Annotated in this window: 27 protein-coding genes; 10 read left to right on the top strand and 17 right to left on the bottom strand. The window is 72.1% G+C overall.

Going from position 1 to position 25667, the window contains the following annotated elements; all coding sequences use genetic code 11:
* Nucleotides 1-113: 113 nt before the first annotated feature.
* A complete protein-coding gene (locus ASG51_RS21325) occupies nucleotides 114-1439 on the top strand; it encodes an MFS transporter (protein ID WP_056382913.1) in 1326 nt (441 codons plus the stop codon).
* Here the strand turns inward: ASG51_RS21325 and ASG51_RS21330 are convergent.
* Both ASG51_RS21330 and ASG51_RS21335 read right to left on the bottom strand, forming a co-directional pair.
* On the bottom strand, nucleotides 1420-1950 hold the full coding sequence (locus ASG51_RS21330; RefSeq protein ID WP_056349784.1) for a GNAT family N-acetyltransferase: 531 nt from the start codon (nucleotides 1948-1950) through the stop codon (nucleotides 1420-1422). The two genes, ASG51_RS21325 and ASG51_RS21330, sit on opposite strands and share 20 nt — an antisense overlap.
* A gap of 142 nt (nucleotides 1951-2092) precedes the next feature.
* Nucleotides 2093-3781 (bottom strand): L-lactate permease, encoded by a 1689-nt coding sequence (locus tag ASG51_RS21335; RefSeq protein WP_056382915.1) that lies wholly within the window; start codon nucleotides 3779-3781, stop codon nucleotides 2093-2095.
* A 267-nt stretch (nucleotides 3782-4048) separates the two neighbouring features.
* Here ASG51_RS21335 and ASG51_RS21340 point away from each other — a divergent pair, with 267 nt between their 5' ends.
* A complete protein-coding gene (locus ASG51_RS21340) occupies nucleotides 4049-4972 on the top strand; it encodes a manganese catalase family protein (protein WP_056222081.1) in 924 nt (307 codons plus the stop codon).
* A 114-nt stretch (nucleotides 4973-5086) separates the two neighbouring features.
* Here the strand turns inward: ASG51_RS21340 and ASG51_RS21345 are convergent, their stop codons facing one another.
* The 5 genes from ASG51_RS21345 to yajC all read right to left on the bottom strand — a co-directional run bounded on the left by ASG51_RS21345 (nucleotide 5087) and on the right by yajC (nucleotide 9544).
* Complete coding sequence (locus tag ASG51_RS21345; RefSeq protein ID WP_056274930.1) at nucleotides 5087-5968, bottom strand: phytoene/squalene synthase family protein; 882 nt, start codon at nucleotides 5966-5968, stop codon at nucleotides 5087-5089.
* Between the two features lie 13 nt (nucleotides 5969-5981).
* Nucleotides 5982-6371, bottom strand: a complete 390-nt coding sequence (locus ASG51_RS21350; RefSeq protein WP_056222075.1) for an MTH938/NDUFAF3 family protein — start codon at nucleotides 6369-6371, stop codon at nucleotides 5982-5984.
* An 8-nt stretch (nucleotides 6372-6379) separates the two neighbouring features.
* A complete protein-coding gene (gene secF, locus ASG51_RS21355; protein ID WP_056349780.1) occupies nucleotides 6380-7327 on the bottom strand; it encodes a protein translocase subunit SecF in 948 nt (315 codons plus the stop codon).
* Nucleotides 7328-7518: 191 nt separating this feature from the next.
* A complete protein-coding gene (gene secD, locus ASG51_RS21360) occupies nucleotides 7519-9129 on the bottom strand; it encodes a protein translocase subunit SecD (protein ID WP_056222070.1) in 1611 nt (536 codons plus the stop codon).
* Nucleotides 9130-9208: 79 nt separating this feature from the next.
* Nucleotides 9209-9544 carry a preprotein translocase subunit YajC gene (gene yajC / locus ASG51_RS21365; RefSeq protein WP_055949106.1) on the bottom strand — a complete coding sequence of 112 codons (336 nt, stop codon included), beginning with the start codon at nucleotides 9542-9544 and terminating at the stop codon, nucleotides 9209-9211.
* Between the two features lie 326 nt (nucleotides 9545-9870).
* On the opposite strand from yajC, the gene ASG51_RS21370 reads away from it, so the two are divergent.
* On the top strand, nucleotides 9871-10776 hold the full coding sequence (locus ASG51_RS21370; RefSeq protein WP_056382916.1) for an ATP-binding protein: 906 nt from the start codon (nucleotides 9871-9873) through the stop codon (nucleotides 10774-10776).
* Between the two features lie 114 nt (nucleotides 10777-10890).
* Here the strand turns inward: ASG51_RS21370 and ASG51_RS21375 are convergent, their stop codons facing one another.
* Nucleotides 10891-11304 (bottom strand): DUF3597 domain-containing protein, encoded by a 414-nt coding sequence (locus ASG51_RS21375; RefSeq protein WP_056274936.1) that lies wholly within the window; start codon nucleotides 11302-11304, stop codon nucleotides 10891-10893.
* A gap of 364 nt (nucleotides 11305-11668) precedes the next feature.
* Between ASG51_RS21375 and ASG51_RS21380 the strand changes: the two genes are divergently transcribed.
* Entirely contained in the window at nucleotides 11669-12721 is a 1053-nt protein-coding gene (locus tag ASG51_RS21380; RefSeq protein WP_056382918.1) for an ABC transporter substrate-binding protein, read from the top strand.
* Between the two features lie 9 nt (nucleotides 12722-12730).
* Here the strand turns inward: ASG51_RS21380 and ASG51_RS21385 are convergent, their stop codons facing one another.
* Nucleotides 12731-13120, bottom strand: a complete 390-nt coding sequence (locus ASG51_RS21385) for a tautomerase family protein (RefSeq protein ID WP_056382921.1) — start codon at nucleotides 13118-13120, stop codon at nucleotides 12731-12733.
* 115 nt (nucleotides 13121-13235) lie between these two features.
* Between ASG51_RS21385 and ASG51_RS21390 the strand changes: the two genes are divergently transcribed.
* Complete coding sequence (locus ASG51_RS21390; protein ID WP_056382923.1) at nucleotides 13236-14132, top strand: LysR substrate-binding domain-containing protein; 897 nt, start codon at nucleotides 13236-13238, stop codon at nucleotides 14130-14132.
* Between the two features lie 20 nt (nucleotides 14133-14152).
* On the opposite strand, the gene ASG51_RS21395 is transcribed toward ASG51_RS21390, so the two are convergent.
* The gene (locus ASG51_RS21395) at nucleotides 14153-15724 is read right to left on the bottom strand and encodes an ATP-binding protein (RefSeq protein ID WP_056222051.1); all 1572 of its coding nucleotides are present in this window, start codon (nucleotides 15722-15724) and stop codon (nucleotides 14153-14155) included.
* 429 nt (nucleotides 15725-16153) lie between these two features.
* On the opposite strand from ASG51_RS21395, the gene ASG51_RS21400 reads away from it, so the two are divergent.
* Both ASG51_RS21400 and ASG51_RS21405 read left to right on the top strand, forming a co-directional pair.
* Nucleotides 16154-16360 carry a hypothetical protein gene (locus tag ASG51_RS21400; RefSeq protein WP_056222048.1) on the top strand — a complete coding sequence of 69 codons (207 nt, stop codon included), beginning with the start codon at nucleotides 16154-16156 and terminating at the stop codon, nucleotides 16358-16360.
* A gap of 28 nt (nucleotides 16361-16388) precedes the next feature.
* Nucleotides 16389-16673 carry a hypothetical protein gene (locus ASG51_RS21405; protein ID WP_056382925.1) on the top strand — a complete coding sequence of 95 codons (285 nt, stop codon included), beginning with the start codon at nucleotides 16389-16391 and terminating at the stop codon, nucleotides 16671-16673.
* Between the two features lie 57 nt (nucleotides 16674-16730).
* Here ASG51_RS21405 and ASG51_RS21410 read toward each other — a convergent pair whose 3' ends face one another.
* From ASG51_RS21410 to ASG51_RS21440, 7 genes are all read right to left on the bottom strand, one after another.
* A complete protein-coding gene (locus ASG51_RS21410; protein WP_056382927.1) occupies nucleotides 16731-17774 on the bottom strand; it encodes a P1 family peptidase in 1044 nt (347 codons plus the stop codon).
* A gap of 99 nt (nucleotides 17775-17873) precedes the next feature.
* Nucleotides 17874-18731, bottom strand: a complete 858-nt coding sequence (gene rarD / locus ASG51_RS21415; protein ID WP_056222036.1) for an EamA family transporter RarD — start codon at nucleotides 18729-18731, stop codon at nucleotides 17874-17876.
* Nucleotides 18732-18875: 144 nt separating this feature from the next.
* On the bottom strand, nucleotides 18876-19316 hold the full coding sequence (locus tag ASG51_RS21420; protein WP_056222033.1) for a hypothetical protein: 441 nt from the start codon (nucleotides 19314-19316) through the stop codon (nucleotides 18876-18878).
* A 142-nt stretch (nucleotides 19317-19458) separates the two neighbouring features.
* On the bottom strand, nucleotides 19459-20157 hold the full coding sequence (locus tag ASG51_RS21425; RefSeq protein WP_244472583.1) for an amino acid ABC transporter ATP-binding protein: 699 nt from the start codon (nucleotides 20155-20157) through the stop codon (nucleotides 19459-19461).
* A 68-nt stretch (nucleotides 20158-20225) separates the two neighbouring features.
* A complete protein-coding gene (locus tag ASG51_RS21430) occupies nucleotides 20226-21362 on the bottom strand; it encodes an amino acid ABC transporter permease (protein ID WP_056382929.1) in 1137 nt (378 codons plus the stop codon).
* 30 nt (nucleotides 21363-21392) lie between these two features.
* The gene (locus ASG51_RS21435; protein WP_244480220.1) at nucleotides 21393-22541 is read right to left on the bottom strand and encodes an ABC transporter permease subunit; all 1149 of its coding nucleotides are present in this window, start codon (nucleotides 22539-22541) and stop codon (nucleotides 21393-21395) included.
* A gap of 77 nt (nucleotides 22542-22618) precedes the next feature.
* On the bottom strand, nucleotides 22619-23650 hold the full coding sequence (locus ASG51_RS21440) for an amino acid ABC transporter substrate-binding protein (RefSeq protein WP_056349762.1): 1032 nt from the start codon (nucleotides 23648-23650) through the stop codon (nucleotides 22619-22621).
* Between the two features lie 135 nt (nucleotides 23651-23785).
* Here ASG51_RS21440 and ASG51_RS21445 point away from each other — a divergent pair, with 135 nt between their 5' ends.
* From ASG51_RS21445 to metC, 3 genes are all read left to right on the top strand, one after another.
* Entirely contained in the window at nucleotides 23786-24037 is a 252-nt protein-coding gene (locus ASG51_RS21445) for a DUF4926 domain-containing protein (protein ID WP_056222016.1), read from the top strand.
* Nucleotides 24034-24393, top strand: coding sequence for a DUF6883 domain-containing protein (locus ASG51_RS21450; RefSeq protein ID WP_244476433.1), 360 nt, complete (start codon nucleotides 24034-24036; stop codon nucleotides 24391-24393). Before ASG51_RS21445 ends, ASG51_RS21450 begins: the two co-directional genes overlap by 4 nt.
* Before the next feature lie 77 nt (nucleotides 24394-24470).
* Nucleotides 24471-25658, top strand: coding sequence for a cystathionine beta-lyase (gene metC / locus ASG51_RS21455; RefSeq protein ID WP_056275086.1), 1188 nt, complete (start codon nucleotides 24471-24473; stop codon nucleotides 25656-25658).
* The last annotated feature ends 9 nt before the right edge of the window (nucleotides 25659-25667 follow it).

Here is a 25667-nt window from a genome sequence, read left to right on the forward strand (position 1 = left end):
ACGGCGCCCGCATTGAAACCGCTCCGCCCCTCCCCCGCCCTAGCGGCGGCGAAAAAATGCGGTCACCCTGGGATGAACGGCCCAGGGCCGAACGTATCAGGCGAGGAACTGCGATGGCGGGCCATGCGGATCACGACCAGGCCGGCTCCCGGGCCGCCGCCGTCCTGCGGGTGACGAGCGGCAACTTCCTGGAGATGTTCGACTTCTTCGCCTTCGGGTTCTACGCCGCCTACATCGCCAAGGCGTTCTTCCCGAGCGAGAGCGACGTCGCCGCGCTGATGCTGACCTTCATGACCTTCGGGGCCGGCTTCCTCATGCGGCCCCTGGGGGCCGTGCTGCTCGGGGCCTATGTCGACCGGGTCGGCCGCCGGAAGGGGCTCATCGTCACCCTGGCCATCATGGCCGCCGGCACGATCCTGATCGCCCTGGTCCCCGACTACGCCAGCATCGGCCTCGTGGCGCCGATCCTGGTGCTGGTCGGCCGCCTGCTCCAGGGCTTCTCCGCCGGGGTCGAGCTCGGCGGCGTCTCGGTCTACCTCGCCGAACTCGCGCCCCCCGGCCGCCAGGGCTTCTACGTCGCCTGGCAATCGGGCAGCCAGCAGGTGGCGATCATGGCGGCGGCGGCCATCGGCTACGCCCTCAACCGCCTGCTGATGCCGGACGAGATGGGCGCCTGGGGCTGGCGCATCCCCTTCCTGATCGGCTGCCTCCTAGTGCCGTTCCTGTTCTACATCCGGCGCTCGCTGCAGGAGACCCCGGCCTTCCAGGCCCGCAAGGTCCACCCGCCGGTGGGCGCGGTGCTGCGCACCCTGGGGCGGAACTGGCGGATCGTCGGGCTCGGGATGCTGATGGTGGCGATGACCACGATCGCGTTCTACGCGATCACGGTCTACACCCCGACCTTCGGCAAGACCGTCCTCCGGCTCTCCGACACCGACAGCCTGATCGTCACCTTCTGCGTCGCGGTGTCGAACCTGGTCTGGCTCCCCGTGATGGGCGCGCTCTCCGACCGGATCGGCCGGCGCCCGATCCTGCTGCTGTTCTCGGGCCTGACCCTCGTCACCGCCTATCCGGCCCTGGCCTGGCTCGTGGCGCATCCGAGCTTCGAGACCATGCTGGGGGTGCTGCTGTGGCTGTCCTTCCTCTATGGCGGCTACAACGGCGCCATGGTGGTGGCGCTCACCGAGATCGTGCCGCCGGAGGTGCGCACGGCCGGGTTCTCCCTGGCCTATTCCCTGGCGACCGCCCTGTTCGGCGGGATGACGCCGCTGGTCGCCACCTGGCTCATCGCGGAGACGGGCAACAAGGCGGCCCCCGGCCTGTGGCTCGCCCTGGGGGGCGCCTGCGGTCTCCTGGCCACGGTCGTCGTCTACCGCCGGCGGGCGTCGGACCTGCCGGCGACCGGAATCCCGGCCCCGGTCACGCCGACGCGACCGTGAAGATCCGGCGTCCGGGCAGCTGGCCCGGGTCGCCGGTGTCGCGAAAGCCGACCTTGCGCAGGAGGCCGACCGAGGCCGCGTTCTCGGGGCGGCACTGGGCGATGATGACGCGGTGGGGGAAGCGCTCCTGCAGCAGGCCCACCGCGGCGGTGACCGCCTCGGTGCCGAGCCCCTGCCCCCGGGCCGCGCCGCCGACCCAGTAGCCCACCTCGGCGGCGTGGTCGCCGCGCAGGTGCAGGCCGATTACCGCCGCGAGCGCCCCGTCCGTCCGCAGCCATGCGCCGAGGAAGCAGTCCTTCGTCACCTTGGCCGGGCCGATGAGCTGGCGCGCGTCCTTCAGGGTGAAGGGCGCGGGCAGGAAGTCGACCGCCCCGGTGATGGCCGGGTCGTCGGTCAGGGCGCGCAGGGCCTCGGCGTCGGACGGCACCAGCGGCGCGAGGCGCAGCCGCGCGGTCTCCACCGGCTTGAGGTTCGCGAGGCTGTAGCGCGCGGCGAGCTTGCGGAAGAACATCCCCAGGACTTGCCCCCACGCGGCCCGGGACACAAGCGGCATCGCGGGCGGCCGGCCCCCGGGCCGTGCGCGGTCACGAAAAAACCCGCCCCGGATCGTCTCCGGGGCGGGCCCTGTCGTCAGGGTGTCGAGCGGATCGCCCCTACGGGTGGATCACCATCGCGCTGAACGGGTGCACGTAGGCCTGCAGCATCACGAGGCCGCCGACCAGGCAGGCCAGCACGATCGAGTGCCAGAACACGAAGCGCAGGATCTTGCCCTCCTGGCCGAAATAGCCGGTGGCGGTGGAGGCGACGACGATCGACTGGGCGTCGATCATCTTGCCCATCACGCCGCCCGACGAGTTCGCCGAGGCCATGAGGATGCCCGACAGACCGAGCTGCTCCGAGGTGATCTTCTGCAGGCCGCCGAAGAGCACGTTGGAGGCCGTGTCCGACCCCGTGAGCGCGACGCCGAGCCAGCCCAGCAGGGTGCCGAAGAACGGGTAGAGGATGCCGGTGCCGGCGAAGGCGAGGCCCAGGGTGGCGTCGACGCCGGCGTAGCGGGTGAGCACGCCCAAAGCCAGCATCGCCGCGATGGTGATGAGCGAGTAGCGCAAGACCCAGATCGTCTCGATGTAGGCCTTCACCAGACGCCAGGGCGAGAAGCCCATGATCACGCCCGAGATCAGGGCCGCGAACAGCACGCCGGTGCCGGTGTAGGACATGTAGGCGAACTTGAAGATGGCCGCTTCCGGATGGGCCTTGGCCACCACCGGCGGCACTTTCATGATGACGTTGTGCAGGCCCGGGACCGGGTAGTTCCAGATGAAGATCGGATCGACGATATCCTTGAAGAACTTGGTGCCCCAGATCGCCACGATCACCGAGAGGATGATCCACGGAACCCAGGCCAGCAGGATCTCGCGGCTCGAAGCCGTGCGGGCGCCGGCGGGGGTCGGCAATGCGCCGCCCGCGGCGGTGACGTAGCCGATGGACGGATCGTTGCCGCGAAGCGCGGGCGAGGTCCAGATCGTGGCCGGGCGCCAGTACTTCAGGAACAGCACCAGGGCGCCCATCGAGACGAGGGCGGCGCCGATATCCACGATCCACGGGTTGACGTAGTTCGAGATGCCGAACTGGGCGAGCGCGAAGGAGCCGCCGCAGACCGCGATGGCGGGCCAGATCTGCAGCATGCCGCGGAAGCCCGCGAACACCCAGATCAGCCAGAACGGCACCAGCACCGAGAAGAACGGCAGCTGCCGGCCGATCATGGCGCCGAGGATGTAGGGATCGTAGCCCGTCACCGAGGCGAGGCCCTGGATGGGCGCGCCGAGCGCCCCGTAGGCCACGGGCGCCGTGTTGGCGATGAGCGAGAGGCCGGAGGCGGCCAGCGGCGAGAAGCCGAGGCCGATCAGGATCGCGCCCGTCACCGCCACCGGGGTGCCGAAGCCGCCCGCCCCCTCGAAGAAGGCGCCGAAGGCGAAGGCCACGAGGAGGAGCTGGAGGCGCCGGTCCGTGGTGATGCCCGCCACCGATTGCTGGAGGGTGGCGAACCAGCCCTTCTCCACCGTCAGGCGGTAGAGGAAGATGACGTTCAGGATGATCCAGCCGATGGGGAACAGGCCGAGGGCGACGCCGTAGCCGGAGGCGCGCAGGGCGAGGTCGCCCGGCATGCCGAACAGGAAGACGGCGACGCAGAAGGCGAGCACGAGGGAGAGCACGGCCGCGATATGGGCCTGGACCTTGCCGCTCGCGATCATGCCCAGCAGGGCGATGACGGGCAGCGAGGCCGCAAGCGTCGAGAGCCAGGCGTTCCCGAATGGGTCGTAGACCTGATTCCAGGTGGTCACTGTGTTCACGGGGGCCGTCCTCCTCCAGGGCAACCCGATCTCATGCCGGGCCTTGTTCCCGTTGCTAGCAGAGCCGTTCGGCCGGCTCAACGCGGTTAATCATGTATTCAGAGGGTGTTGCACGAAGATCCGTCCGCGCCGCCGGCGCACCCGCCCCGGTCCGCGACGCCGCGGCCGCCGCATTCCTGGCCGGGCCAGCGGAACATGCGCGTCCGGCGACCACTTCCCTGTTGAGACCCCGAACGACGGGAAGCGGAGATTTAATCCATGTTTATGCGCGTCGACAAGCTACAGGCCGAGCTTCCCGCCCCCAAGCGGAAGGATCCCAACGCCGCTGCTGCCCTGCAGGAACTGCTCGGCGGCAAGTACGGCGAGATGTCGACCCTGGGAAACTACATGTTCCAGAGCTTCAATTTTCGAAGCAAGTCGAAGCTGCGCCCGTTCTATAGCCTGGTCGCCGCGATCACGGCCGAGGAACTCGGTCACGTGGAGCTCGTCAGCAACGGCGTGGCGATGCTGAACAACGGCCCCGACAACGACGGCGACGAGAAGGACGGCGGCGACATCTCGAAGGCCCCGTTCGAGGACATGAAGGACATCCGCCTCGCGGCCGCCTTCCTGTCGAACGGCGGCGGCGTCACGCCGGTCAACAGCAACGGCGCGTCCTGGAACAACGACTTCATCACCACCACGGGCAACGTCGTGGTGGACCTGCTGCACAACTTCCACCTCGAGTGCGGCGCCCGCCTGCACAAGCTGCGCGTCTACGAGACCCTGACGGACCCGACGGGCCGCGAGGTCTGCGGCTACCTGCTGGTGCGCGGTTCGGTGCACGCCCACGCCTACGCCCTGGCGCTCAAGAAGATCACCGGCGTCGAGATCGAGAAGTTCCTGCCGACCCCGAACATCAACCTCGACAAGATCCCCGAGTGCCAGAAGTACCTGCAGGAGGGCTCGCACCGCCGGCTCTACACCTTCAGCCCGGGCGACTACACCGAGATGGCCGGCATCTGGGGCAACGGCGAGGTGGCGCTCCCGGGCGACCCGCCGGGCGAGCTCAGCGTGGTCGAGGGGATGCCCGACGGCGGCAAGATCCACCAGCTCACCGGCGTGCCCTCGGCCTTCACCCCGGACTACGCGCCCCAGGAGATGTTCGAGATCGCCGAGAAGCTGACGAAGAAGGCCCGCTGAGGCGGATTTTTCGCGATGGATGACGGGGCGGCTCGTTCGGGGCCGCCCCTTTCGCGACGGATGACGGGCGGCTCCTTCGGGGGCCGCCCTTTTTCATGGGCGACGGGCCCGCCCTCAGGCCCGGCGGGAGGCCCGCCAGAGGGTCCAGAGGCGGCGCCAGCGCGGGATCTCGACAACGGTGTTGAGGGGGTCGTAGCCCGGCCGCTCCATGGCGGCGAGGTAGGGCTCCACCAGGGCGACGGCTAAGAAGGCGGGGCGGGCCGCCGGCGCGATGGTGGCGCGGGCCGCCGCGTAGGCCTTGAGGTGGCGGCGGGCCAGCGCCCGGAGATCGGCGGTGGCGCGCAGGAGCCCGGGGCCGCCGCGCCCGGTGACGATGTCCTCGCGGGTGACCCCGTAGGTCTTGAGGATGTCGGCGGGCAGGTAGACCTGGCCGGCCCGGGCGTGCCAGGGCAGCGCGCGCAGGAGGCCGGTGACCCCGTAGGCGACGCCGGCATGGCCGGCGGCGGCCGCCCCGCCGGGCTCGACCCCGTCGCAGAGGACGAGGGCGCCGAGGCGGATCAGGGCCGAGACGGTCTCGCCGCAATAGCCCTCGAGGTCGTTCACCCGGGGCATCGGGTCCTCGTAGAGGTCGAAGACCCGGGCGTCGATCAGATCGACGAAGGGCTGGCGCCCCAGCTTGCGCCGGACGATGGCGTCGTCGAGGGCGGCGGCCACGGGGTTGGCCTTCACGTCGCCGCGGGCCTCGCCCTGGAGGGCGTCGCGCCACCATTGCAGGCGGATCTCGCCGGCCATCGGGTTGGAGGCGGCCTCGCGGACCCGCGCGACGGTGAGGCTGAAGGCGATGAGGGCGAAGAGGTGGGGACGGGCGCTCGCGGGCGCGAAGAGGGTGGCGAAGTAGCGGTCGGGATCGCCCTCCCGGACCAGGGCCTCGCAATGCTGGAAGGCGAAGGTGAGGTTGCCCTCGGCCGGGCTGGTCCGGGTGTCCGAATCCGTCATGTCCCGCAATTCATCATGCGACCGCGATCAGGGCGGCGGCGACCTTGCGGTTCTCCGCCATGAGGATGTTGTAGGTGCGCGCCGCCGCCCCCGTCTGCATCACGTCGAGGCCGATGCCGCCCTCCTTGAGCCAGCGCCGGAGCGCATCAGGAAAAGGCGCGATCTCGAGCCCGGTTCCGATGAGGAGGAGGTCCACCGCCCCGGCCTCGGCGAGGATCGGGCGCAGGCTGTTCCGGTCGATGGCGCGGGGCGCGCCCACGTCCCAGGCCCGGATGCCCGACGGCGTGACCAGGATCGAGCCGCGATGCGACATCTCGGCGAAGCGGAAGCCGCCGTTGCCGTAGGCGTCGATGAGGTGGCGCCCGGGAACGAAGCCGTCGTGCAGGCTGCCGAGGGACGCCATGCCCGCCCCTACTCCGCCGCCTGGGGCACGCGCCCGCCGGCCGGGCGCCCCTGCGCCTTCACGCCCGAGAGCATCAGGCCGAGATAGATCAGCACCGGCGTCGAGACGAAGATCGCCGAGTAGGTGCAGATCACGACGCCGGCCAGCATCACGATGGCGAAGCCCTTGATCGCCTCGCCGCCGAACAGCACCAGGGCGAGCAGCGACAGGAAGGCCGAGGTCGCGGTCATCACCGTGCGCGACATCGTCGAGTTGATGGAGAGGTTGAGGAGCTCCACCGTGGGGATGGTCTTGTAGCGCCGCATCAGCTCGCGGGTCCGGTCGAACACCACCACGGTCTCGTTGAGCGAGTAGCCCACGATGGTCAGGATCGCGGCGATCGAGGTCATGTTGAACTCGATGCGGCTGATGACGAAGACGCCCAGCGTCAGCACGATGTCGTGCAGCGTGCCCACGATGGCGCCGAGCGCCAGCTCCCGCTCGAAGCGGAACCAGAGGTAGAACAGCACGGCGAGCACCGAGAGCACGACGCCGATGGTGCCGGACTGCACGAGCTCGCCCGAGACGCGCGGTCCCACGGTCTCGGTGCGGCGGAATTCGTACTCGGCGTCGAAGGCGGCGTGCGCCTTCTGCATCACGGCGGTCTGGCCCTGCTCGCCCGGCTGCAGGGGGAAGCGCACCAGGACGGTGCCCTCGCCGCCCAGCTCCTGCACCTCCGTCTCGCCGAAGCCGAAGCCGTTGGCGGTGTGGCGGACGGCCCCGACATCGGCCGTCTTCGACTTCGCCTGCAGCTCCACCAGGGTGCCGCCCTTGAAGTCGATGCCGAAGTTCAGGCCGACGGTGAGGAACAGCACCACCGTCGCCACCGACAGGAACGCCGAGAGCGGGAAGGTGATGCGCCGGAAGCGCATGAAGTCGACGTGCGACTCGTCGGGCCAGAGGCGGAGCAGGCGCATGATCGGTCTCGGGTCTTTCGGCGATGCGGTCGATCGGGCTTCTGCGTGGCCGCGCTCGTCTCCTCCGGGCTCCCCGTCATTCCGGGCTCGCCTGCGGCGCCCCGGACTGACGTGGTGGCGTGGCGACCGAGCGGATCACGCGAAAATCGGATCGACCTCCTCTTGCAAACGGTGAACGGGCGAACGGCGGATTAGAACGGCAGCGCCTTGGGCCGGGCCATGTTGTACCACAGGGCGATCATCATCCGGGTCAGGGTGACGGCGGTGATGACCGTGGTGAGGATGCCGAGGATGAAGACCACGGCGAAGCCCTTCACCGGGCCGGAGCCGAGGAAGAACAGGATCAGGGCGGCGATCGCCATGGTCGAGTTCGAATCGATGATGGTGGCGAAGGCCTTGTCGAAGCCGGCCTGGAGGGCCGACACGATGGAGCGCCCGGCCCGGACCTCCTCGCGCACGCGCTCGTAGATCAGCACGTTGGAATCCACCGCCGTGCCGATGGTGAGCACGATGCCGGCGATGCCCGGCAGGGTCATGGTCGCCTCCAGCACCGACATCAGGCCGAGGATGAGGCCCACGTGCACGATGAGGGCGATGTTGGCGAAGAAGCCGAACACCCCGTAGGTGGCGAACATGAAGGCGATGACGAGGGCGCCGGCCACCAGGGTGGCGTACTTGCCGGCCTGGATCGAGTCGCTGCCGAGGCCGGGGCCGACCACGCGGCGCTCGACCACGGTGAGCTTGGCCGGCAGCGCGCCGGCCCGCAGCAGGATCGAGAGCTCGTTGGCCTGGGCCACGGTGAAGTTGCCGGTGATCTGGCCGGAGCCGCCGGTGATCGGCGTGTTGATGCGGGGGGCCGAGACCACCTCGTTGTCGAGGACGATGGCCATGCGGCGGCCGACATTCTCCGAGGTCGCCTGGCCGAAGCTCTGGGCGCCCTTCAGGTTGAACTTGAAGCTGACCATCGGCTCCTGGGTCTGATGGTCGAAGGCCGGCTGGGCGTCGGTGAGGTCGGCGCCGGAGGCCATCACGCGACGCTCCACGGGGACGCGGGCCCCCTTCTCGTCCTTGGAGGGCAGCAGGTCGACGTCGCCGGAGGGCGAATCCGCCAGCATCCGGAACTCGAGCTTGGCCGTCTTGCCGAGCTGGTCCTCCAGCTTCTGCGGATCCTGGAGGCCGGGGACCTGGACGAGGATGCGGTCGGCGCCCTGCTGCTGGATCGAGGGCTCCTTGGTGCCGCCGAAGTCGATGCGGCGCCGGATGACCTCGATGGCCTGGGTCACGGCCCGGCGCGTCCGGTCGGTCAGGCCCGCATCCGTGAGGGTGAGCTGGATCACGCCCTCGGGCTTCTCGGCGACGGTCAGGGTCTGGCCGCCGCCCTGGCCCACCAGGGCGTTGGAGATCGGCTGCGCGAGCTCGCGCAGCTTCGGCAGCACCTTGGCGCGGGCGGCCTCGTTGGAGATCCGGAGCTGGACGCCGCGCGGGATGATCTGGATGCCGCCCTCCGGCGTCACCCCGCCGGCCTCGCGCAGGACCCGGCGGACGTCGTCGCGCAGGGCCGTGGTCAGGGACTTGGCGAGGTCGTTCTGGTCGACCTCGAGGAGGAGCTGCGAGCCGCCCTGGAGGTCGAGGCCCAGCACGATGGCGCGCTGGGGCACGATCCAGCTGGGGAACCAGCTCGGCAGGGAGGCCATGAAGTGGCTGCGCTGCTCGGCCGAGAAGAAGCTCGGCACGGCGAGGCTGAGGCCGATCAGGATGACGGCCAGCGTCGTGACGATCTTGGTTCTCGAGAAGCGCAGCATCCGCCGGGTCCGTCCTGTGTCCGTTTCCTCAAGGGCGCCGCGGGCCGTGGGCCCGGCCTGCAGCGCCCGGGTCGCCGCCTCAGGCGGCCTTGACCGGCGCGCCCTTGACGCGGACTTCCGAGATCATCGCGCGCACGACCTTGACGCGGACGTTGGGCGCGATCTCGACCTCGATCTCCGAGGCCTCGTCGGCGACCTTGGTGACCCGGCCGACGATGCCGCCAGTGGTCACGACGGTGTCGTCGCGGCGGACGTTCTTGACCATGTTCTGATGCTCCTTCACGCGGCGCTGCTGCGGGCGGAGGATCAGGAAGTACATGATGACGAAGATGAGGACGAACGGCACCACCTGCAAGGCGATGTCCGCTCCGCCAGCGGCCGAGGTGGCCCCTTGCGCGAAGGCGGGGGTGATCAAGCGGGTGACTCCTCAAGGATAAGGCCCGCGCCGCCAGACCCTCGGTCGAGGGGGCGTCCGGGCTTGTCAAAAAGCGCGCGGACTATAGCCAGGGCCTAAGTGAAAGCAACGCCGCCCGGGTGAGGCGAATGGGTCCGGGGCCGCGAATCGCCGGCGGCGGCGCGATTTATCGGGTTCATCGCGGCGCTCCGGCACCGTAAAGCACGGGACCCGCCACGTCCGACCCGCCACGTCTGACCCGCCACGTCTGACCCGCCACGTCTGACCCGCCACGTCTGACCCGCCCTGTCCGCCCCGTCGCGGGACCCGAGTTCGAGGAGCCGTCCATGACCGCCACGCCCCCCGCCGACCCGGCCGTCGATCCGGCAACCCTGGCGGCGTTCCTGCCGGTGCTGGAACGGATCGCCGCCGCCCTGGAGCGCGCCGCCCCCGCCCCGCGCGCGCCCGTCGACCTGACGGAAGCGGACGCCTTCCTGTGGGGGCCGGAGCGCCGGCTGATCCCGGTGCCACGCGTCAACCGGGTGGCGATCGGCCTCCTGACCGGCATCGACCGGGCCCGCGACACCCTGGTGGCGAACACCCGCCTGTTCGCCGACGGACTGCCGGCCAACAACGCGCTCCTCTGGGGCGCGCGCGGCATGGGCAAGTCCTCGCTGGTCAAGGCGGCGCACGCGGAGATCAACGCGGCGCGGGCGCCCGGCGCCCTCCCCCTGAAGCTGGTGGAGATCCACCGCGAGGACATCGAGGCCCTGCCCGACCTGATGGCGACCCTGCGGGGCGACGCCCATCGCTGGATCGTCTTCTGCGACGACCTCTCCTTCGACGGCGACGACACCTCGTACAAGTCCCTGAAGACGGCGCTGGACGGCGGCATCGAGGGGCGGCCCGAGAACGTGCTGTTCTACGCCACCTCGAACCGGCGCCACCTGCTGGCCCGGGAGATGGTGGAGAACGAGCGCTCCACGGCGATCAATCCCGGCGAGGCGGTGGAGGAGAAGGTCTCCCTCTCCGACCGCTTCGGCCTCTGGCTCGGCTTCCACAAGTGCAGCCAGGACGAGTACCTGGCGATGATCCGCGCCTATGTCGCGCGCCATGGTCTGCGCGCCGAGCCGGACCGGGTCCGCGCGGAGGCCCTCGAATGGGCGACCACCCGCGGCTCGCGCTCGGGCCGGACCGCGTTCCAGTTCATCCAGGATCTCGCCGGGCGACTGGGGCAGCGGCTGGAGGAGTGAAGGCGGGTTCCCGCGCCGGCGACCCGGACCACCATAGAAAAGGGGCAGGGAACGCCGTCCCCTGCCCCGACGGCGCGACCCGGATGCAGGCCGCGCCGGATCACTCGGAAAAGATCAGTCCTTGAGATCGGCCGGCACCTTGCCGCCGTTCTCCTCGAGCTTCTTGATGACCTGCTTGTGCAGCCAGACGTTCATCGTGGCCGAGTCCTCCTTGTCGCCGGTGTAGTGCAGCTCGTCGGCGAGCTGCTTGCGGGCGGTGAGGCTCGAATCGAGGTCGAGGAGCTTCATCAGGTCGACGATCGAGGTGCGCCAGTTCAGGGTCTGCGAATTCTTGGCCGCCATGCCGTTGAGCACCTGCTCGACGTCGACGGGGCCGCCGGCCGGGGCGCCGGTGCTGGTCGGGGTCGAGGCGGGGGCGTCCGAACCGCCGGCGGAGGGCTGTGCGTTCGCCTCGGACGGCTTGGCCTGCGCGTCGCCGCCGCCGAACGGATGGAGGATCTTGCTGACGATGCTGCCGAGGAGGCTCATAACAGGTTTCCCTCAATCTCACGTCGGCGGCCGGTGCCGCGACGGGGTGACAACGGGGTGGGTCCGGACCCGTTCCCGTAACGGGACGGATCCCGAAGGCGGCGCGGGCGAATTCGACGGGCTCTCGACCTTGCCGGCCCGCCCGCAACCCTTCGCCGGCGGGAGATTCATCTTCTCCTTCGCGCATGTGGCGGAGATGAAAACGCCAAACATCCGGGGTGGGGCGCCGAGACCGGAGCGGATTCTTGCGCTGACGCCCCGTGCGTGCCACTGCGCGGCATCCTCCTGGCCGGCCCCGCGCCGCCGCACGCCGTCCCGCCGCGTGCGCGCCCGGGTTCGGCCCGCCCCCGACCGGAACCACCCGATGCGCCCGACCCGCCGTACCGTCACCTTCGCCGCGACCTTCTTCGCCGCCACCCTCGCCGCCAGCGCGGGCCTCCTCGCCGCCGGACCGGCCGCGGCGCAGACCGCCGCGCCGGTCCCGGTCCGCATCGGCGTCATCCCGGTGATCGGCGCGGCGCCGATCTTCGTGGCCAACGGCGAGGGCTGGCTGAAGGAGGCGGGCCTCGCACCCACCTTCACCACCTTCGAATCCGGCCCGAACATGATCCAGGCCCTGGCCTCCGGCACCATCGACGTCTACGTCGCCGGCATCGCGCCGCTGGCCGTCGCCCGCACCAAGGGCATCGACGTGCGGGTGGTGGCCGCCACCGCCATCGAGGAGATGGTGTTCGTGGCCGGCCCGAAGCTCGCGCCCTACTTCGCCGACGGCGCCGACAAGGCGCAGGCCTTCGCGCAGTTCCGGGCCAAGGAGGGCAAACCCGCCCGCCTCGCCACGCAGCCGCCGGGCTCGGTGCCCAACACCACCCTGCAGCACTGGCTCTGGCAGGTGGCCAAGGCCGACAAGGCCAATGCCGAGGTGGTGGCGATGGGCATCGACGCGACCCAGCAGGCCATGCTGGCCGGGGCCGTCGACGGCGCCTCGATCCGCGAGCCGGCGCTCACCATCGTGCAGATGCGCAACCCCGCCATCAAGCTCGTCGCCACCGGGGGCGAGATGTTCCCCGACCAGCCGGGCACCGTGGTGGGCGTGTTCGGGGCCTTCGCCGACAAGAACCCCGCCGCCGTGGAAGGCCTGGTGAAGGCCGTGGTGCGCGCCACCGAGCTCCTGAAGAGCGATCCGGCCCGCGCGGCCAAGCCCGTGGAGGCGGCGCTGGGCAAGGGCATCACCGACACCGCCACCATCACCCGGGCGCTGACCTCGCCGGCGGCGAAGTTCACCGCCGACCCGCGCCAGATCATCGCGGCCACGAAGGCGATGCAGGCCTACCAGGTCTCGATCGGCACCCTCGACAAGGACGTCCCCCTGGAGGGCCTGTTCGAGCCGAAATACTACGAGGCCGCCACGAAGCGCTGAAGGCCCCCGTCAGCCCCGGTCCCGGGCGCGCTGCGCCTGGGTGAGCCCGCCATAGCCCCAGGACTCCGCCGGGACCTCGTTCACCACCGCGTAGGTGGCGAGGGGCAGGGCCGCCCCGAGGGTCTCGGCGAGCAGCCGGTGCGCCGCCGCAAGGAAGGCCGCCTTCTGGGCCGGGCTGTTGCTGCCGGCCGTGACCGTGGCCTCGAGATGGGCCGCGGTTTCCACCGGTTCCGCGCCGATGCTCCAGGCCCCGGGCGCCGTGCCCTCCACCAGCACCGCCGTCAGGTCGGCGCGCTTGCCCAGGACCTCGGCCATCAGGGCGGTGACGCCCCCCTGGAGTGCCTCGCGGGCGCGCCCGCTCGGGGGCGGGCCGGAGAGGGTGACGCGGACGAACGGCATGGGGGGCTCCTGCGGGTGGGGGTTCGCGGGGTGTGGTGTTGACCCATCCAGGCTTAGAGGCGCAGCATCGTCGCGAAAATCGCGAAGATCCGAACGGATCGTTTGGGAAAACCGAATGGTCGCCACCAGCCTCGACCTCGATGCCCTGCGCAGCTTCGTCGCCGGAATCGACCTCGGCAGCTTCGCAAAGGCCGCCGACCGCCTCGGCCGCTCGCCGTCCACCCTCAGCCTGCAGCTGCGCAAGCTCGAGGCGCAGCTCGGCCAGCCGCTGACCCGGAAGTCCGGCCGGGGCCTCGCCCTGACCGAGGCCGGCGAGGCCCTCCTCGGCCCGGCCCGGCGCCTGCTCGCCCTCAACGACGAGACCCTGGCCCGGCTGCGCGAACCGGCGCTGGCCGGCACCGTCCGCCTCGGCCTGCCGCAGGATTTCGCCGAGACCTGGCTGCCGGGCCTCCTGGGCCCCTTCGCGCGCCAGCACCCCGGCGTGCAGGTGGAGGTGCGGGTGGAGACCAACGCCGCCCTGCTGGCGGGGCTTCAGGCCGGGCGCCTCGACCTCGTACTGGCCTGGGAATCCGGCGCCGTGCCGTCGGAGGCCTGGCCGGGCCCGGCGCCGCTCGCGCGCCTCGACCTGCCGATGGCCTGGATCGGGCCGCGGGACGGGTTCGTGCGCGCGCCCGACGCGACCCTGCCCCTGGTCGCCTTCGCCGCGCCGTGCCTGTTCCGCCAGGCGGGTCTGCGGGCCCTCGACGGGGCCGCGATCCCGTGGCGGGTCGCCTTCGCGTCGCCGAGCCTGACCGGGCTCTGGGCCGCGGTGGGGGCCGGCCTCGGCATCGCCCTGCGGGTGCCCCACGGGCTGCCGCCGACCCTCCGCGCCCTGGAGCCGGCCGAGGCCAACCTGCCGGCGCTGCCCCGGATCGGTCTGTCGCTGCGGGCCTCGACCGGGCGCCGCTCCCCGGCTCTGGACCGCCTCGCGGAGATGCTGCGCGCGGCGATGGCCCCAGGTCTGTTCAGCTGAGAGCCTGTTCGCCCGCGGGCCTACTCGGCGGCGAACAGGCCCGGCAGGCCGGATTCCGCGGCCGGCGGCGCCGCGGCCGCGGCGCCGGACTTGGCCTCGACCGGCGCCTTCGGATCACCGGGTCCGGTCTCGCAGGCCAGGGCCGGCAGGGCGACGATGCGGTTGCCGCGGTAATCCATGCGGCACACGATGGTGCCGCGGGTCTCCACATAGGCGAGCAGGCGCCGGGCCCGGCCGGGCGAGCGGCTGCCGATCGCCCGGGCCAGGGCCTCGTCGCCGGGACAGGGCTCGCCGGCGAGGGCCGCCCGGGCCAGCAGCAGGAACAGGCCCTGGACCTCGTCCGGCAGGGTGGCGGCGACCCCTTGCGCCTCCTCCCAGCGCCCGTCCGCCTCGTCCGGGGCGACGTCGGCCCCGTCGAACCCGGCCCGGGCGACGCCGAGGCGGCGGCGGAAGGCCGCCAGGCTGATCGCCTCGCCGTCGAGGCCGCGCATCCGGCAGCGCACGAGGAAGTCCTGGTAGACCACCGCCACCGGCTGGCCGCCGGCATCCGGGTCGGCGGCGATGCCGCGCAGGACCGCGTCGAGCCCGGCGCGGATCTCGTCCTCGCTCATCGGCTCGGGCGCCTCCACCGGCTCCGGACGGTAGGCGCTGAGCTCGCGCATCAGATCGGCCGGGGTGGCGCGCGGGGTCGGCGGCGTGCGCGGCGCCGGCGCCCAGGCCAGGGTCGGTTCGTCGGGCGAGCGGGTGAGGATGAGGGCGCGCAGGTCCGCATCCGCCGGGGCGGGCAGCGGCACGAGCTTCGGCGAGCCGGAGCGCGCCGAGGTCGTCACCGGGCCGATGCGCAGCGCCAGGGGCCGCCGGCTCAGGGCCGGGCCCAGCGCCACGAACTCGCCCCGGGACAGGTCGCGAAAGCGCTCGGCCCCGCGCCGGTCGAGGCCGAGGAGGTCGGCGGCGCGGGCCATGTCGATGTCGAGGAAGGTGCGCCCCATCAGGAAGTTGGTGGCCTCGGCCGCCACGTTCTTGGCGAGCTTGGCCAGGCGCTGGGTGGCGATGATGCCGGCCAAGCCCCGCTTGCGGCCCCGGCACATCAGGTTGGTCATGGCCCCCAGCGAGGCCTTGCGGGCCTCGTCGGAGACGTCGCCGGCGGCCGCCGGCGCGAAGATCTGGGCCTCGTCGACCACGATCAGGGCGGGGTGCCAGTGGGTGCGCTCGGCCTCGAACAGCCCGCCCAGGAAGGCGGCCGCGGCGCGCATCTGCGCCTCCATGTCGAGGCTCTCCAGGGTGAGCACCACCGAGACCCGGTGCGCCCGCACCCGCGCGGCGATGGCCTGCAGGTCGGCCTCCCCGTGGGCGCCGTCCACCACCACGTGGCCGTAGGCCTCCGCCAGGGTGACGAAGTCGCCCTCGGGGTCGATCACCACCTGCTGCACCGCGCCGGCGCTCTGCTCCAGCAGGCGCCGCAGCAGGTGCGACTTGCCCGAGCCCGAATTGCCCTGGACCAGGAGACGCGTCGCCAGGAGCTCCTCGAGGTCGAGGCGCGCGGGCTCCGCCCCCGGCCCCATGCTCAGACCCATCTCGATGCCGACCGTCATGCCTGCTCCGGCTCCCGCGCGGAGGCTGGTCCTCCGCACCTCCTGGCTCTCGCACGAAGACCTTAACACGCGCGCCATCGGGCCGGTCCGTCGCGCGGGCCCGGCATCCACAGGCCAGGGGCCGCACCCGGCGCGCAGACAGAGCCGGCAGCCCCCCTTTGTTCCTCTTTCGTTCGAGGCACCTCGGAAGACAATACGGAGGATAAGCCTCTTGTCCTAGGCGCAAGAACCTAGGCGCGATATCCTAGGTATCTTGGCCTTGACCAACGCGATCTCAGAGCCCCTGCCGGAACAAAGGAGAAACACGGGCCGGCACGGAGAGCGGCCGGCGTCGAGGAGCCCCACAGGCATCACCCCGCAGGCATTAAACTGCACCCGCGGCAAAAGCCGCCCTTGCCGCGTCGCCGGCCTGATCCAGTTAATCCTCCCATGAACCCAGTCCTCGTCGTCGCCCTCGTCTGCGCCTCCACCGTCCAGGCCCCGGATTGCTCGCGGGACACGGCGCTCGACATCATCACGGGCCCCGCCCACACCCTGCAGGAATGCCTGATGCAGGGGCCCGTGCTCGCCGCCAATGCGGGGCACGGCAACGACCAGGGCACCTACGTGAAGACGCGCTGCGAGCCGCGGCGCTGACGCGGCGCTCCCGGAGACCGGACACGCCATGGACGACGTCGACCCCGACCGCGCGGTGATGATCCGCCTGCGCGCCCGCCTCGCGGTGGTGGAGCGCGCGGCCTGGTTCGGCCTGGTCCAGGCCATGCGGACGCAGCCCGCCGAGACGGAGGCCTATCTCATGGCCGAGCGGGCCAAGTGCGCGGAGGGCTTCGGCCAGCGCGGCTGGGCCGCCGACCTGACGGAGGCCGAGCGCCGCCTGCTCGGGGCCGAGGTCGATGCCGGCCTCGCCGGCCTCATCGCGGATTCGAAGGCCGAACTCGGCCAGACGTGAACCGGGCCGAGCCCGAATCGCGCCGAGCCTGAACCGGCCGGCCGCGTTCCGAACCGGTCACGTCCCGAAGCGATCCCGCCAGGCCGGCGGCCCGGCCCATCCGGGCGGCACCGTCGCGCGATGCACGCCGATCGCCACGGCGCGCGCCAGGGTTCGGGCGGCCGCGTCGCCGATGCGGGCGAGGTCGGTGACGGGATCGGCCAGCGCCGCCCGCCCGGTGGAGACCGCGAAGACGACGTCGCCGTCCAGCGGCGTGTGGACCGGGCGGATCGCCCGGGCGAGGCCGTCCTGGGCCATCACGGCCAGGCGGCGGGCCTGGGCCTTGGTGAGGGCGGCGTCGGTGGCCACCACCGCCAGGGTGGTGCTCGCCCCGGCCAGCGCCTTGCGCGGCGGCCAGGCGAAGGCATCGGCCGGCATCGCGGCGGGCAACCCGAGGCCCCCGAATTCGTCGCCGACCTCGTCGGCGCCGGCCCAGAAATGCGGCCCCTCCCCCAGCGTCACCCGGCCGAAGGCGTTCACCGCCACCAGCGCCCCGACCCGCACGGGCGATCCGCTCTCGGCCGGCCCCCCGGCCGCGACGCCGGCGGCCGCGAGGCCCGCGACGACCGCCGAGGCGGAGCCGAGGCCGCCCTTCAGGTTGGCGGTGGCCGCCCCCGTCCCGGCCCCGACGGAACCGAGGGCGAACGCCCGCGTGGCGGCGAGGGCCGCCGCGTAGCCGAGGTCGCGGTAGGGCGAGAACCGGCCCCAGGCCTTGTCGCCGCCGTTGAGGAGGTCGAACAGGATCGCGGCCGGCACGATCGGCACCCGCGCCGGGCCGATCGCGAAGCCGCGCCCGGTCTCGGCGAGGTGGGCGACGACGCCCGCGGCGGCGTCGAGGCCGAAGGCCGAGCCGCCGGAGAGCACCAGGGCGTCGATGCGCTCCAGGGTGCGCTCGGGATCGAGGAGGTCGGTCTCGCGGGTGCCGGGGCCGCCGCCGCGCACGTCGACGCCCGCCACCACGGGTTCGTCGAAGAGGAGCGCGGTGACCCCGCTGGCGAGGCGCGGATCGCTGGCGTGGCCGACCCGGAGGCCGGCGATGTCGGTGATGCGGTTGGTCGGCACGGGTCACCTCCTCCCGGGGGGCCAGGATCGCACGCGGCGGGGATCCGGGCGAGGGGTTCGGGGCGAGGGGTTCGGGGCGAGGGGTTCCGGCGCGGGCCCTCAGCCGGCTCGCGCCTGCCGGGCGGCGCGATAGGCGTCGGCGGCGTAGATCGCCAGCGCCAGCCAGATCAGCCCGAACAGCACCATCCGGTGCGGCTCCAGCCGCTCGCCGTAGACGAGGGTGCTGAGGAGGAGGAGGCAGGAGGGCGCGAGGTACTGCATCAGCCCGAGCGTCGCCAGGGTGAGCCGCTCGGCGGCCGCCGCGAACCAGATCAGCGGCAGGGCCGTGGTGACTCCGGTGAGCAGGATCAGGCCGGCCCGCACGGGGTCGCCCTGGATCACCGGCGGCGCGAAGGCCGCGAGGTAGAGCAGCGCCACCGGCAGGAGCACCAGCGTCTCGGCGGCGAAGCCCACCATGGCGTCGACGCCCACGACCTTGCGGGCGAGCCCGTAGAGCGAGAAGCTGCCGGCCAGCGCGAGCGAGACCCAGGGCAGGCTGCCCGCCAGGGCGACGGCCAGGAGCACGGCGCCGGCGGCCAGGGCCACCGCGGCGGCCTGGACCGGGCGCAGGCGCTCGCCCAGCACCAGGGCGCCCAGGCCGACGCTCATCAGCGGGTTGATGAAGTAGCCGAGACTGGCGTCGAGCATGTGCCCGGACTGCACGGCCCGGAGGTAGAGCAGCCAGTTCACGCCGATCAGGCCGGCCGACAGGACGAGGAGCCCGTGGCGGCGCACCAGGGGGAAGGGGGTCCGGATCCGGCGGCGCAGGGCCACGAGCAGGCCGGCGACGAGCAGGCTCGACCAGACGATGCGGTGGGCCAGGATGCTGGGGGCCGGCACGGCGTCGAGCAGGCGGAAATGCACCGGGACCACGAGGCCCCAGCTGAGATAGGCGCCGAGCGCGTAGATCAGACCCAAAGGCCGCCTCCCCTTGCCGCCGGCCCTTTGCCGGCGGCCTCGCCGCGGCCCGCGGGGGGACCGGGCGCGGCTTATAGCAGGCGTTCAGGGATGCGCCCCGTGCGGGATGGCGCATGGCGGGGGCGCTCGGGGCGCCCGGCGGGCTCAGCGCGTGCGCGCGAGGGTGACGGCGGGGTCGCCGCGCATGAGGGCGTTCAGGCGCTCGGTGTCGAAGCCCTCGGCGGTTTTTTTCGCCGGCTTCGGGGCCGGCGCGGCGGCGACTTTGGCCACGGGCTTGGCCGGGGCCCGACCCGCCGTCTCGCGGGCAGGGGTTTCGCGAGTGGTGGAGGCCTTGGGCACGGGCGGACGGGTGACGGTCTGGCGGGCGACGGCGTCGCGCCCGAGGATGTCGCTGATCGAGGGGCCGGTCTCGGCCGGGAGCGCGCCCGTCACGGTGGGCTCGGGCGGGCGGAGCCGGGTGAGGGCGGCCACCGGCACGGCCGCCCGGGGCGCCGGATGGTCGAGCCGGTCGACGCAGGCGAAGGCGATGACCAGGGCGCTGCCGCCGAAGACGCTGCCGACGACGATGTTCCGCAGGATACGCAAGGGACGGGCTTCCCGGATACGCGAGTACCGGGATGGATTTAGCGCATCGGCGTTAACGAACCGGAGCGTCCGATTTCGCGAACGGTCCTGCGCCGGCACAACTCCGCCGGGGCCGCGCCCGCAGCGCGGGGCCTCCCGTCCCTCAGAGAAGACGCGCGAGAAATTCCCGGGTGCGGGGATGCTCGGGCCGGTCGAAGAAGGCCTGCGGCGGCGCGACCTCGACGATCTGGCCCGCGTCCATGAACACCACCCGGTCGGCGACCCGCCGGGCGAAGCCCATCTCGTGGGTGACGCAGAGCAGGGTCATGCCGCGTCCCGCGAGATCCGTCAGGGCGTCGAGCACCTCCTGCACCATCTCGGGGTCGAGGGCCGAGGTCGGCTCGTCGAACAGCATCACCGCCGGGTCGAGGCAGAGGGCGCGGGCGATGGCCACCCGCTGCTGCTGCCCGCCGGAAAGCTGGCCGGGGTAGCGGTCCGCCAGATCCGCGACGGCGAGGCGTTCGAGTTCGTCCCGCGCCCGCGCCTCGGCGGCCCGGCGCCCGATGCCGCGCCCGTGGATCGGCGCCAGGGTGCAGTTCTCCAGCACGGTGAGGTGGGCAAACAGGTTGAAGTGCTGGAACACCATGCCGACGGTCCGCCGCACCGCCGGGATGCGGGCCGGGGTGAGGTCCTGGCCGGCGACCCGGATCGTGCCGCCCTGGTGGGCCTCGAGGCCGTTGACGCAGCGGATCAGGGTCGACTTGCCCGAGCCCGAGGGGCCGCAGATCACGATTCGCTCGGATTTCGCCACCGTGAGGGAGACCTCGCGCAGGACGTGGGCGGTGCCGAACCACTTGTTCACGCCGCGGAACTCGACGGCGGGGGTCTTGAGATCAGGGGTCGCGGGATCCGGGGTCGCGGGGCCGTCCGTCACGACCGGCCCCGCTCGCCGGCGGCCAGACGCCGCTCGATGAAGGCGGCGTAGCGCGCCATGGAAAAGCAGACCGCGAGGTAGAACAGGGCCGCGAAGGCGTAGGCCGTGGCGGGGATCGTCGGCGCCGACCAGCGCGGATCGGCACGCGCCGCCTCCAGCACCCGGATGAAGTCGGCCAGACCCACGATGGAGACGAGCGTCGTGTCCTTGAACAGGCCGATCAGGGTGTTGACGATGCCGGGCACCACCACCTTGAGGGCCTGGGGCAGGATCACGAGGCGCAGGGCCTGCCATCGGGTGAGGCCCAGCGCCAGGGCCGCCCGCCCCTGCCCCTCGGGGATCGCCTGCAGGCCGCCGCGCACCACCTCGGCCATGTAGGCGGAGGCGAACAGCGCGATGCCGACGAGCGGGCGCACCAGCCGGTCCACCGTGAGGTCCCCGGGCAGGAACAGCGGCAGCATCACGTTGGCCATGAACAGCACGGTGATCAGCGGCACCCCGCGCCAGAACTCGATGAAGCCGATGCAGGCGTATCGCAGCACCGGCAGTTCGGAGCGCCGCCCCAGGGCCAGCAGGATGCCCAGCGGCAGGGCGGCGACGATGCCGACGAGCGAGACCACCAGGGTCACCAGCATGCCGCCCCACAGGCTGGTGGCGACGGGGGCGAGGCCGAGGACGGAGGCGCCCGAGAGCAGCCAGACCGACAGGATCGGGCCCACCAGGAAGACGAAGACCGCCCCGAGGCCGCGCTTGGGCGCGTCGAGCCACAGCATCCAGACCGCGCTGAGCGCCACGAGGCCGAAGAACAGGTTCGGCCGCCAGCGCTCGGCCGCCGGGTAGGAGCCGTAGACGAGGTAGTTGATCTTGTCGCCGATGAAGGCCCAGCAGGCGCCCACCGGGTGCCCGGCGGTCGCCGGCCGGCAGGCCTCGCCCGACGTCCCGCTCCAGACCGCGTCGGTGACGAGGAAGCGGATCGCCGGCGGCAGCAGGAGCGCCAGCCCGGCCAGGACCACCAGGGTGGCGAGCGTGTTGCCGGGGCCCGAGAACAGGTTGTCCCGCAGCCAGCCGACGGGGCCGCCGGTCCGGCGCGGCGGCGGAGCCGGGGGCAGCAGGGTCTCGCGGACGATGGTCATGGACAGACCGGACTCATGGGGACCCCGGATTCATCGCATCCCCGGGGCCGCGCGGCGGTTGTAGGCGTTCATCAGCGCGGCGAGGCCGAGGCTCAGGGTCAGGTAGACCGCCATGGTGATCGCCACGACCTCCACGGCCTGGTTGGTCTGGTTGAGCACCGTGCCCATGAAGACGTGGACGAGGTCGGGATAGCCGATCAGCACGGCCAGGGACGAGTTCTTCGTGATGTTGAGGTACTGGCTGGTGAGCGGCGGCACGATCACCCGCATCGCCTGGGGAATCGTGACGAGCGCCAAGGTCTTGGCCCGGCTCAGGCCCAGGGCGGCGGCCGCCTCCCCCTGGCCCCGGGCCACGCTGTTGAGGCCGGCGCGCACGATCTCGGCGATGAAGGCCGCCGTGTAGGTGGAGAGCCCGAGGAGCAGCGCGGCGAATTCCGGCAGGATTCCGAGCCCGCCCTCGGGTCCGTAGGGACCGGGCGCCGGCCAGGCGACCGGCACGGGGTGCCCGGCGCGGGCGAGACCGATCCAGGCGAGCGCCGGCAGGCCGAGCACCAGGGCGAGGGCCGGCCCCACGATCGGGCCGGGCGCGGCCCCGGCCTCGACGCGGCGGGCCCTGCGGCGCGCCCAGGCGCCCGACAGGACGATCCCCGCCAGGACGGCTGCGGGCACGAGCCAGGCGACACCGGAAAATTCCGGGCGGGGCAGGACCAGCCCGCGCTGGCTGAGATAGGCCCCGCCCCAGGCCGCCGGACGCTGCGCCTCGGGCAGCGCCACCCGCACGGCCACGTACCAGACCAGGAGCTGGAGCAGCAGCGGCAGGTTGCGCAGGGTCTCGACATAGGTGGCCGCCAGGGTGCGGACGAGCCAGTTCGGCGACAACCGGGCGATGCCCACGGCGAATCCGATCAGCGTGGCCAGCCCGATGGCGAGGCCCGAGACCAGCAGGGTGTTGAGGAGCCCGACGCGGAACGCGTCGAGATAGGTCGCGGTCGCGGCGGCGTAGGGGATCAGCCGCTGGCTGATGTCGAACCCCGCCGAGCGTCCGAGGAAGCCGAAGCCGGCGGTGATGCCCTGGCGCGCGAGTTTTTCGGACGCGTTGGTGGCGGCGACATACGCGAGCGCGGCGAGCGCGAGCGCGACGAGGGCCTGGAGCGCGAGGGCGCGCGGGGATCGAGGCACGCGCCGACCTCCCCGCGCACCCCTCCCCCCGCTGCGGGGGCGGGTCCGCCCGGACGCGCGGTCCATCCCGTCCCCCCTCACCGGATCGGCGGCCCGTAGTGCAGGCCCCCGTTCGTCCAGAGCGCGTTCAGCCCGCGCGGGATCTTCAGGGGCGTCCCGTCGCCGAGGTTGCGGGCGAAGACGTCGCCGTAATTGCCGACGTGGCGGACGATCCGGTAGGCCCAGTCGCCGGTCAGCCCGAGGCCCTGGCCGTACTTGCCCTCCAGCCCGAGGATGCGCTTGACGTCCGGGCTCAGGGTCTCGCCCCGGAGCCGGTCCACGTTCTCCTGCGTGATGCCCGCCTCCTCCGCGTCGAGCATGGCGTAGTGGGTCCAGGCGACGAGGTCGCGCCAGGCATCGTCGCCCTGGCGCACGCCGGGCGCGAAGGGCTCCTTGGAGATCGCCTCCTCGAGGATCACGTGCGCCTCCGGGTGGGCGGTCTTCAGGCGCTCGCCGAAGAGGGAGGACTTGTCCGTGGAGTAGGCGTCGCAGCGGCCGGATTCGTAGGCGCCCAGGGTCTGCTCGCTGTTGGCGAAGGTGACCACCTGGTAGGTCAGCCCGCGGGTGCGGAACCAGTCGGCGGTGTTGAGCTCCGTGGTGGTGCCCTGCTGCAGGCAGATCGTGGCCCGGTCGAGCTGCTTCACCGCCGTGACGTTCAGGGATTTGCGCACGAGAAACCCCTGCCCGTCGAAGAAGGTGATCACCGGGAAGTTCATCGCGGCGGTGTCGCGCGACAGGGTCCAGGTGGTGTTGCGGGCGAGCACGTCGATCTCGCCCGATTGCAGGGCGGTGAAGCGCGCGGCCGAGGATTGCGGGATGAAGCGCACCGCGTCGGGATCGTCGAAGATCGCCGCGGCGAGCGCCCGGCAGAAATCCACGTCGAGCCCGTGCCAGCGCCCCTGCCCGTCCGGCATGCTGAAGCCCGCCACCCCGCCGCTGACCCCGCAGACGAGGTGCCCGCGCGCCTTGACCTGGGCGAGGGTGTCGCCTTGCGCGAGCGCCGCAGTCTGGGTCAGCGCCGGAGACGCGGCGAGCAGGGCGGCGAGGAGCGGGATCGACAGGGATCGCATGCGCGCATTGCAGGGCATCGGCGGCCGGGGTCAAGCCGGGAACCCAGGCGTCGGGCCCAAGACCAGGGGGCCCCAAGACCAAAGGATCGGGCCGCGTGGCTTGTCCGGCCGGCACCCGCCGGATATCCTTCGCCCATGTCCGTCGAAGTCTTCTATCTCCTGCGAAAGGACGAGCCTGGGGTCGATCTCCGGGAACTCGATGACGTCGTGCTGCTGGCCGACGCGCGGACGGATGACGGAACCCTGATCCAGGCCGGCACGGAGGGAACCGTGGTGGCCGTCTGGCAGGACGGATCAGCCTACGAGGTCGAGTTCGCCGAGCCCGAAGGCGCCCTCGCGACGGTTCGGGCCACCGGAATCAAGCGGATCGGGCGCCGGGCGGCTTGAGCGGGCCGGCGGCCTCTCCGACGCGGTTCACGATCCGCAACAACAAGCTCGTCGACTACCTGTTGGACCTCTCCCATCCACGGGGCGGCTCGAAGGCACGCTTCTTCCTGGCCTTCGGCTTCAGCCGGGACAGACCGATGGAACTTGCCGACGCCCTGGCCGACCACGTCCTCAGGACGGAGGGACGCCCGCAGAATCTGACGGAGAACGGCCCGACCAAGCTCGTCTTCGAAGGGCGGCTTCGCGCGCCGAACGGCCGGGAGCCCTGGGTGCGCTCGGTCTGGCAAGTCGAGGCCGATGGCGTCGCCAGGCTCGTGACGGTCGTTCCCCTGAGGCGCGCGGACGAGGAGGCCTGATCCGGCCGCCCGGCTTGACGCCGGCGCGCGGGCCGGGCTTCGGTCGCCGCACGCTCACCCCTCGCCCACCGGTGCCGATGTCGAACACCCCTCCCCGCGACCCCGCCCGCTTCGGGGCGAGCACCCGCCTCGTCCATGCGGGGCGCGATCCCTCCGCCCAGCACGGCTTCGTCAACACGCCGATCTATCGCGGCTCGACGGTGCTGTTCCCGACCTACGACGACCTCCAGCACCGGCGCGGGCGCTACGATTACGGCACCTCCGGCACGCCGACGACGGATTCGCTGACCCAGGCCTGGAGCGAGCTCGCGGGCGCGGCCGGCACCGTGCTGACGCCGTCGGGCCTCGCCGCCCTGACCGTGGCCCTGATGGCGGTGGTCTCGGCCGGCGACCACCTGCTGGTCAGCGATTCCGCCTACCGCCCCACCCGCATCTTCTGCGACGGCGTCCTGAAGCGCTTCGGGGTCGCGGTCGAGTACTACGATCCCCTGATCGGCGCCGGCATCGGCGCCCTGATGCGCGACACCACCAAGGCCGTGCTGGTGGAGGCCCCGGGCTCGCAGAGCTTCGAGATGCAGGACGTGCCGGCCATCGCCGAGATCGTGCACGCCCGGGGCGCCGCCGTCATCATGGACAACACCTGGGCGACGCCGCTGCTGTTCCCGCCCCATGCGCGCGGCGTCGACATCGCGGTGGAGGCCGGGACCAAGTACCTCTCCGGCGGCTCGGACCTGCTCCTCGGCCTGACCTCGGCCAACGCGCAATACTGGCCGGCCCTGCACCGGACCTTCGAGCACTTCGCCATGTGTCCCGGCCCGGAGGACGTGTTCCTGGCCCTGCGGGGCCTGCGCACCATGGCCCTGCGCCTGCGCGAGCACGGGGCCCAGGGGCTCGCCATGGCGCGGTGGCTCCAGGCCCGGCCGGAGGTGGCCCGCGTGCTCCACCCAGGCCTCCCCGACGATCCCGGCCACGCCATCTGGAAGCGCGACTTCTCCGGCGCCTCGGGCCTGTTCGGCGTCATCCTGAAGCCCGCCCCGGAGCGGGCCGTGGCGGCGATGCTCGACGGGCTCGAGCTCTTCGGAATGGGCTTCTCCTGGGGCGGCTTCGAGAGCCTCGTCATCCCGTTCGACTGCAGGACCTACCGCACCGCCACCCGGTGGGCGCCCGAGGGCCCGGCCCTGCGCTTCCACATCGGCCTGGAGGATGTTGCGGATCTGCAGGCGGATCTGGATGCGGGGTTTTCGCGGTTGCGCGCGGCGCTGTGAGCGGGCGCC

The organism is Methylobacterium sp. Leaf465 (genome assembly GCF_001424705.1).
In the GTDB taxonomy this organism is placed as follows: domain Bacteria; phylum Pseudomonadota; class Alphaproteobacteria; order Rhizobiales; family Beijerinckiaceae; genus Methylobacterium.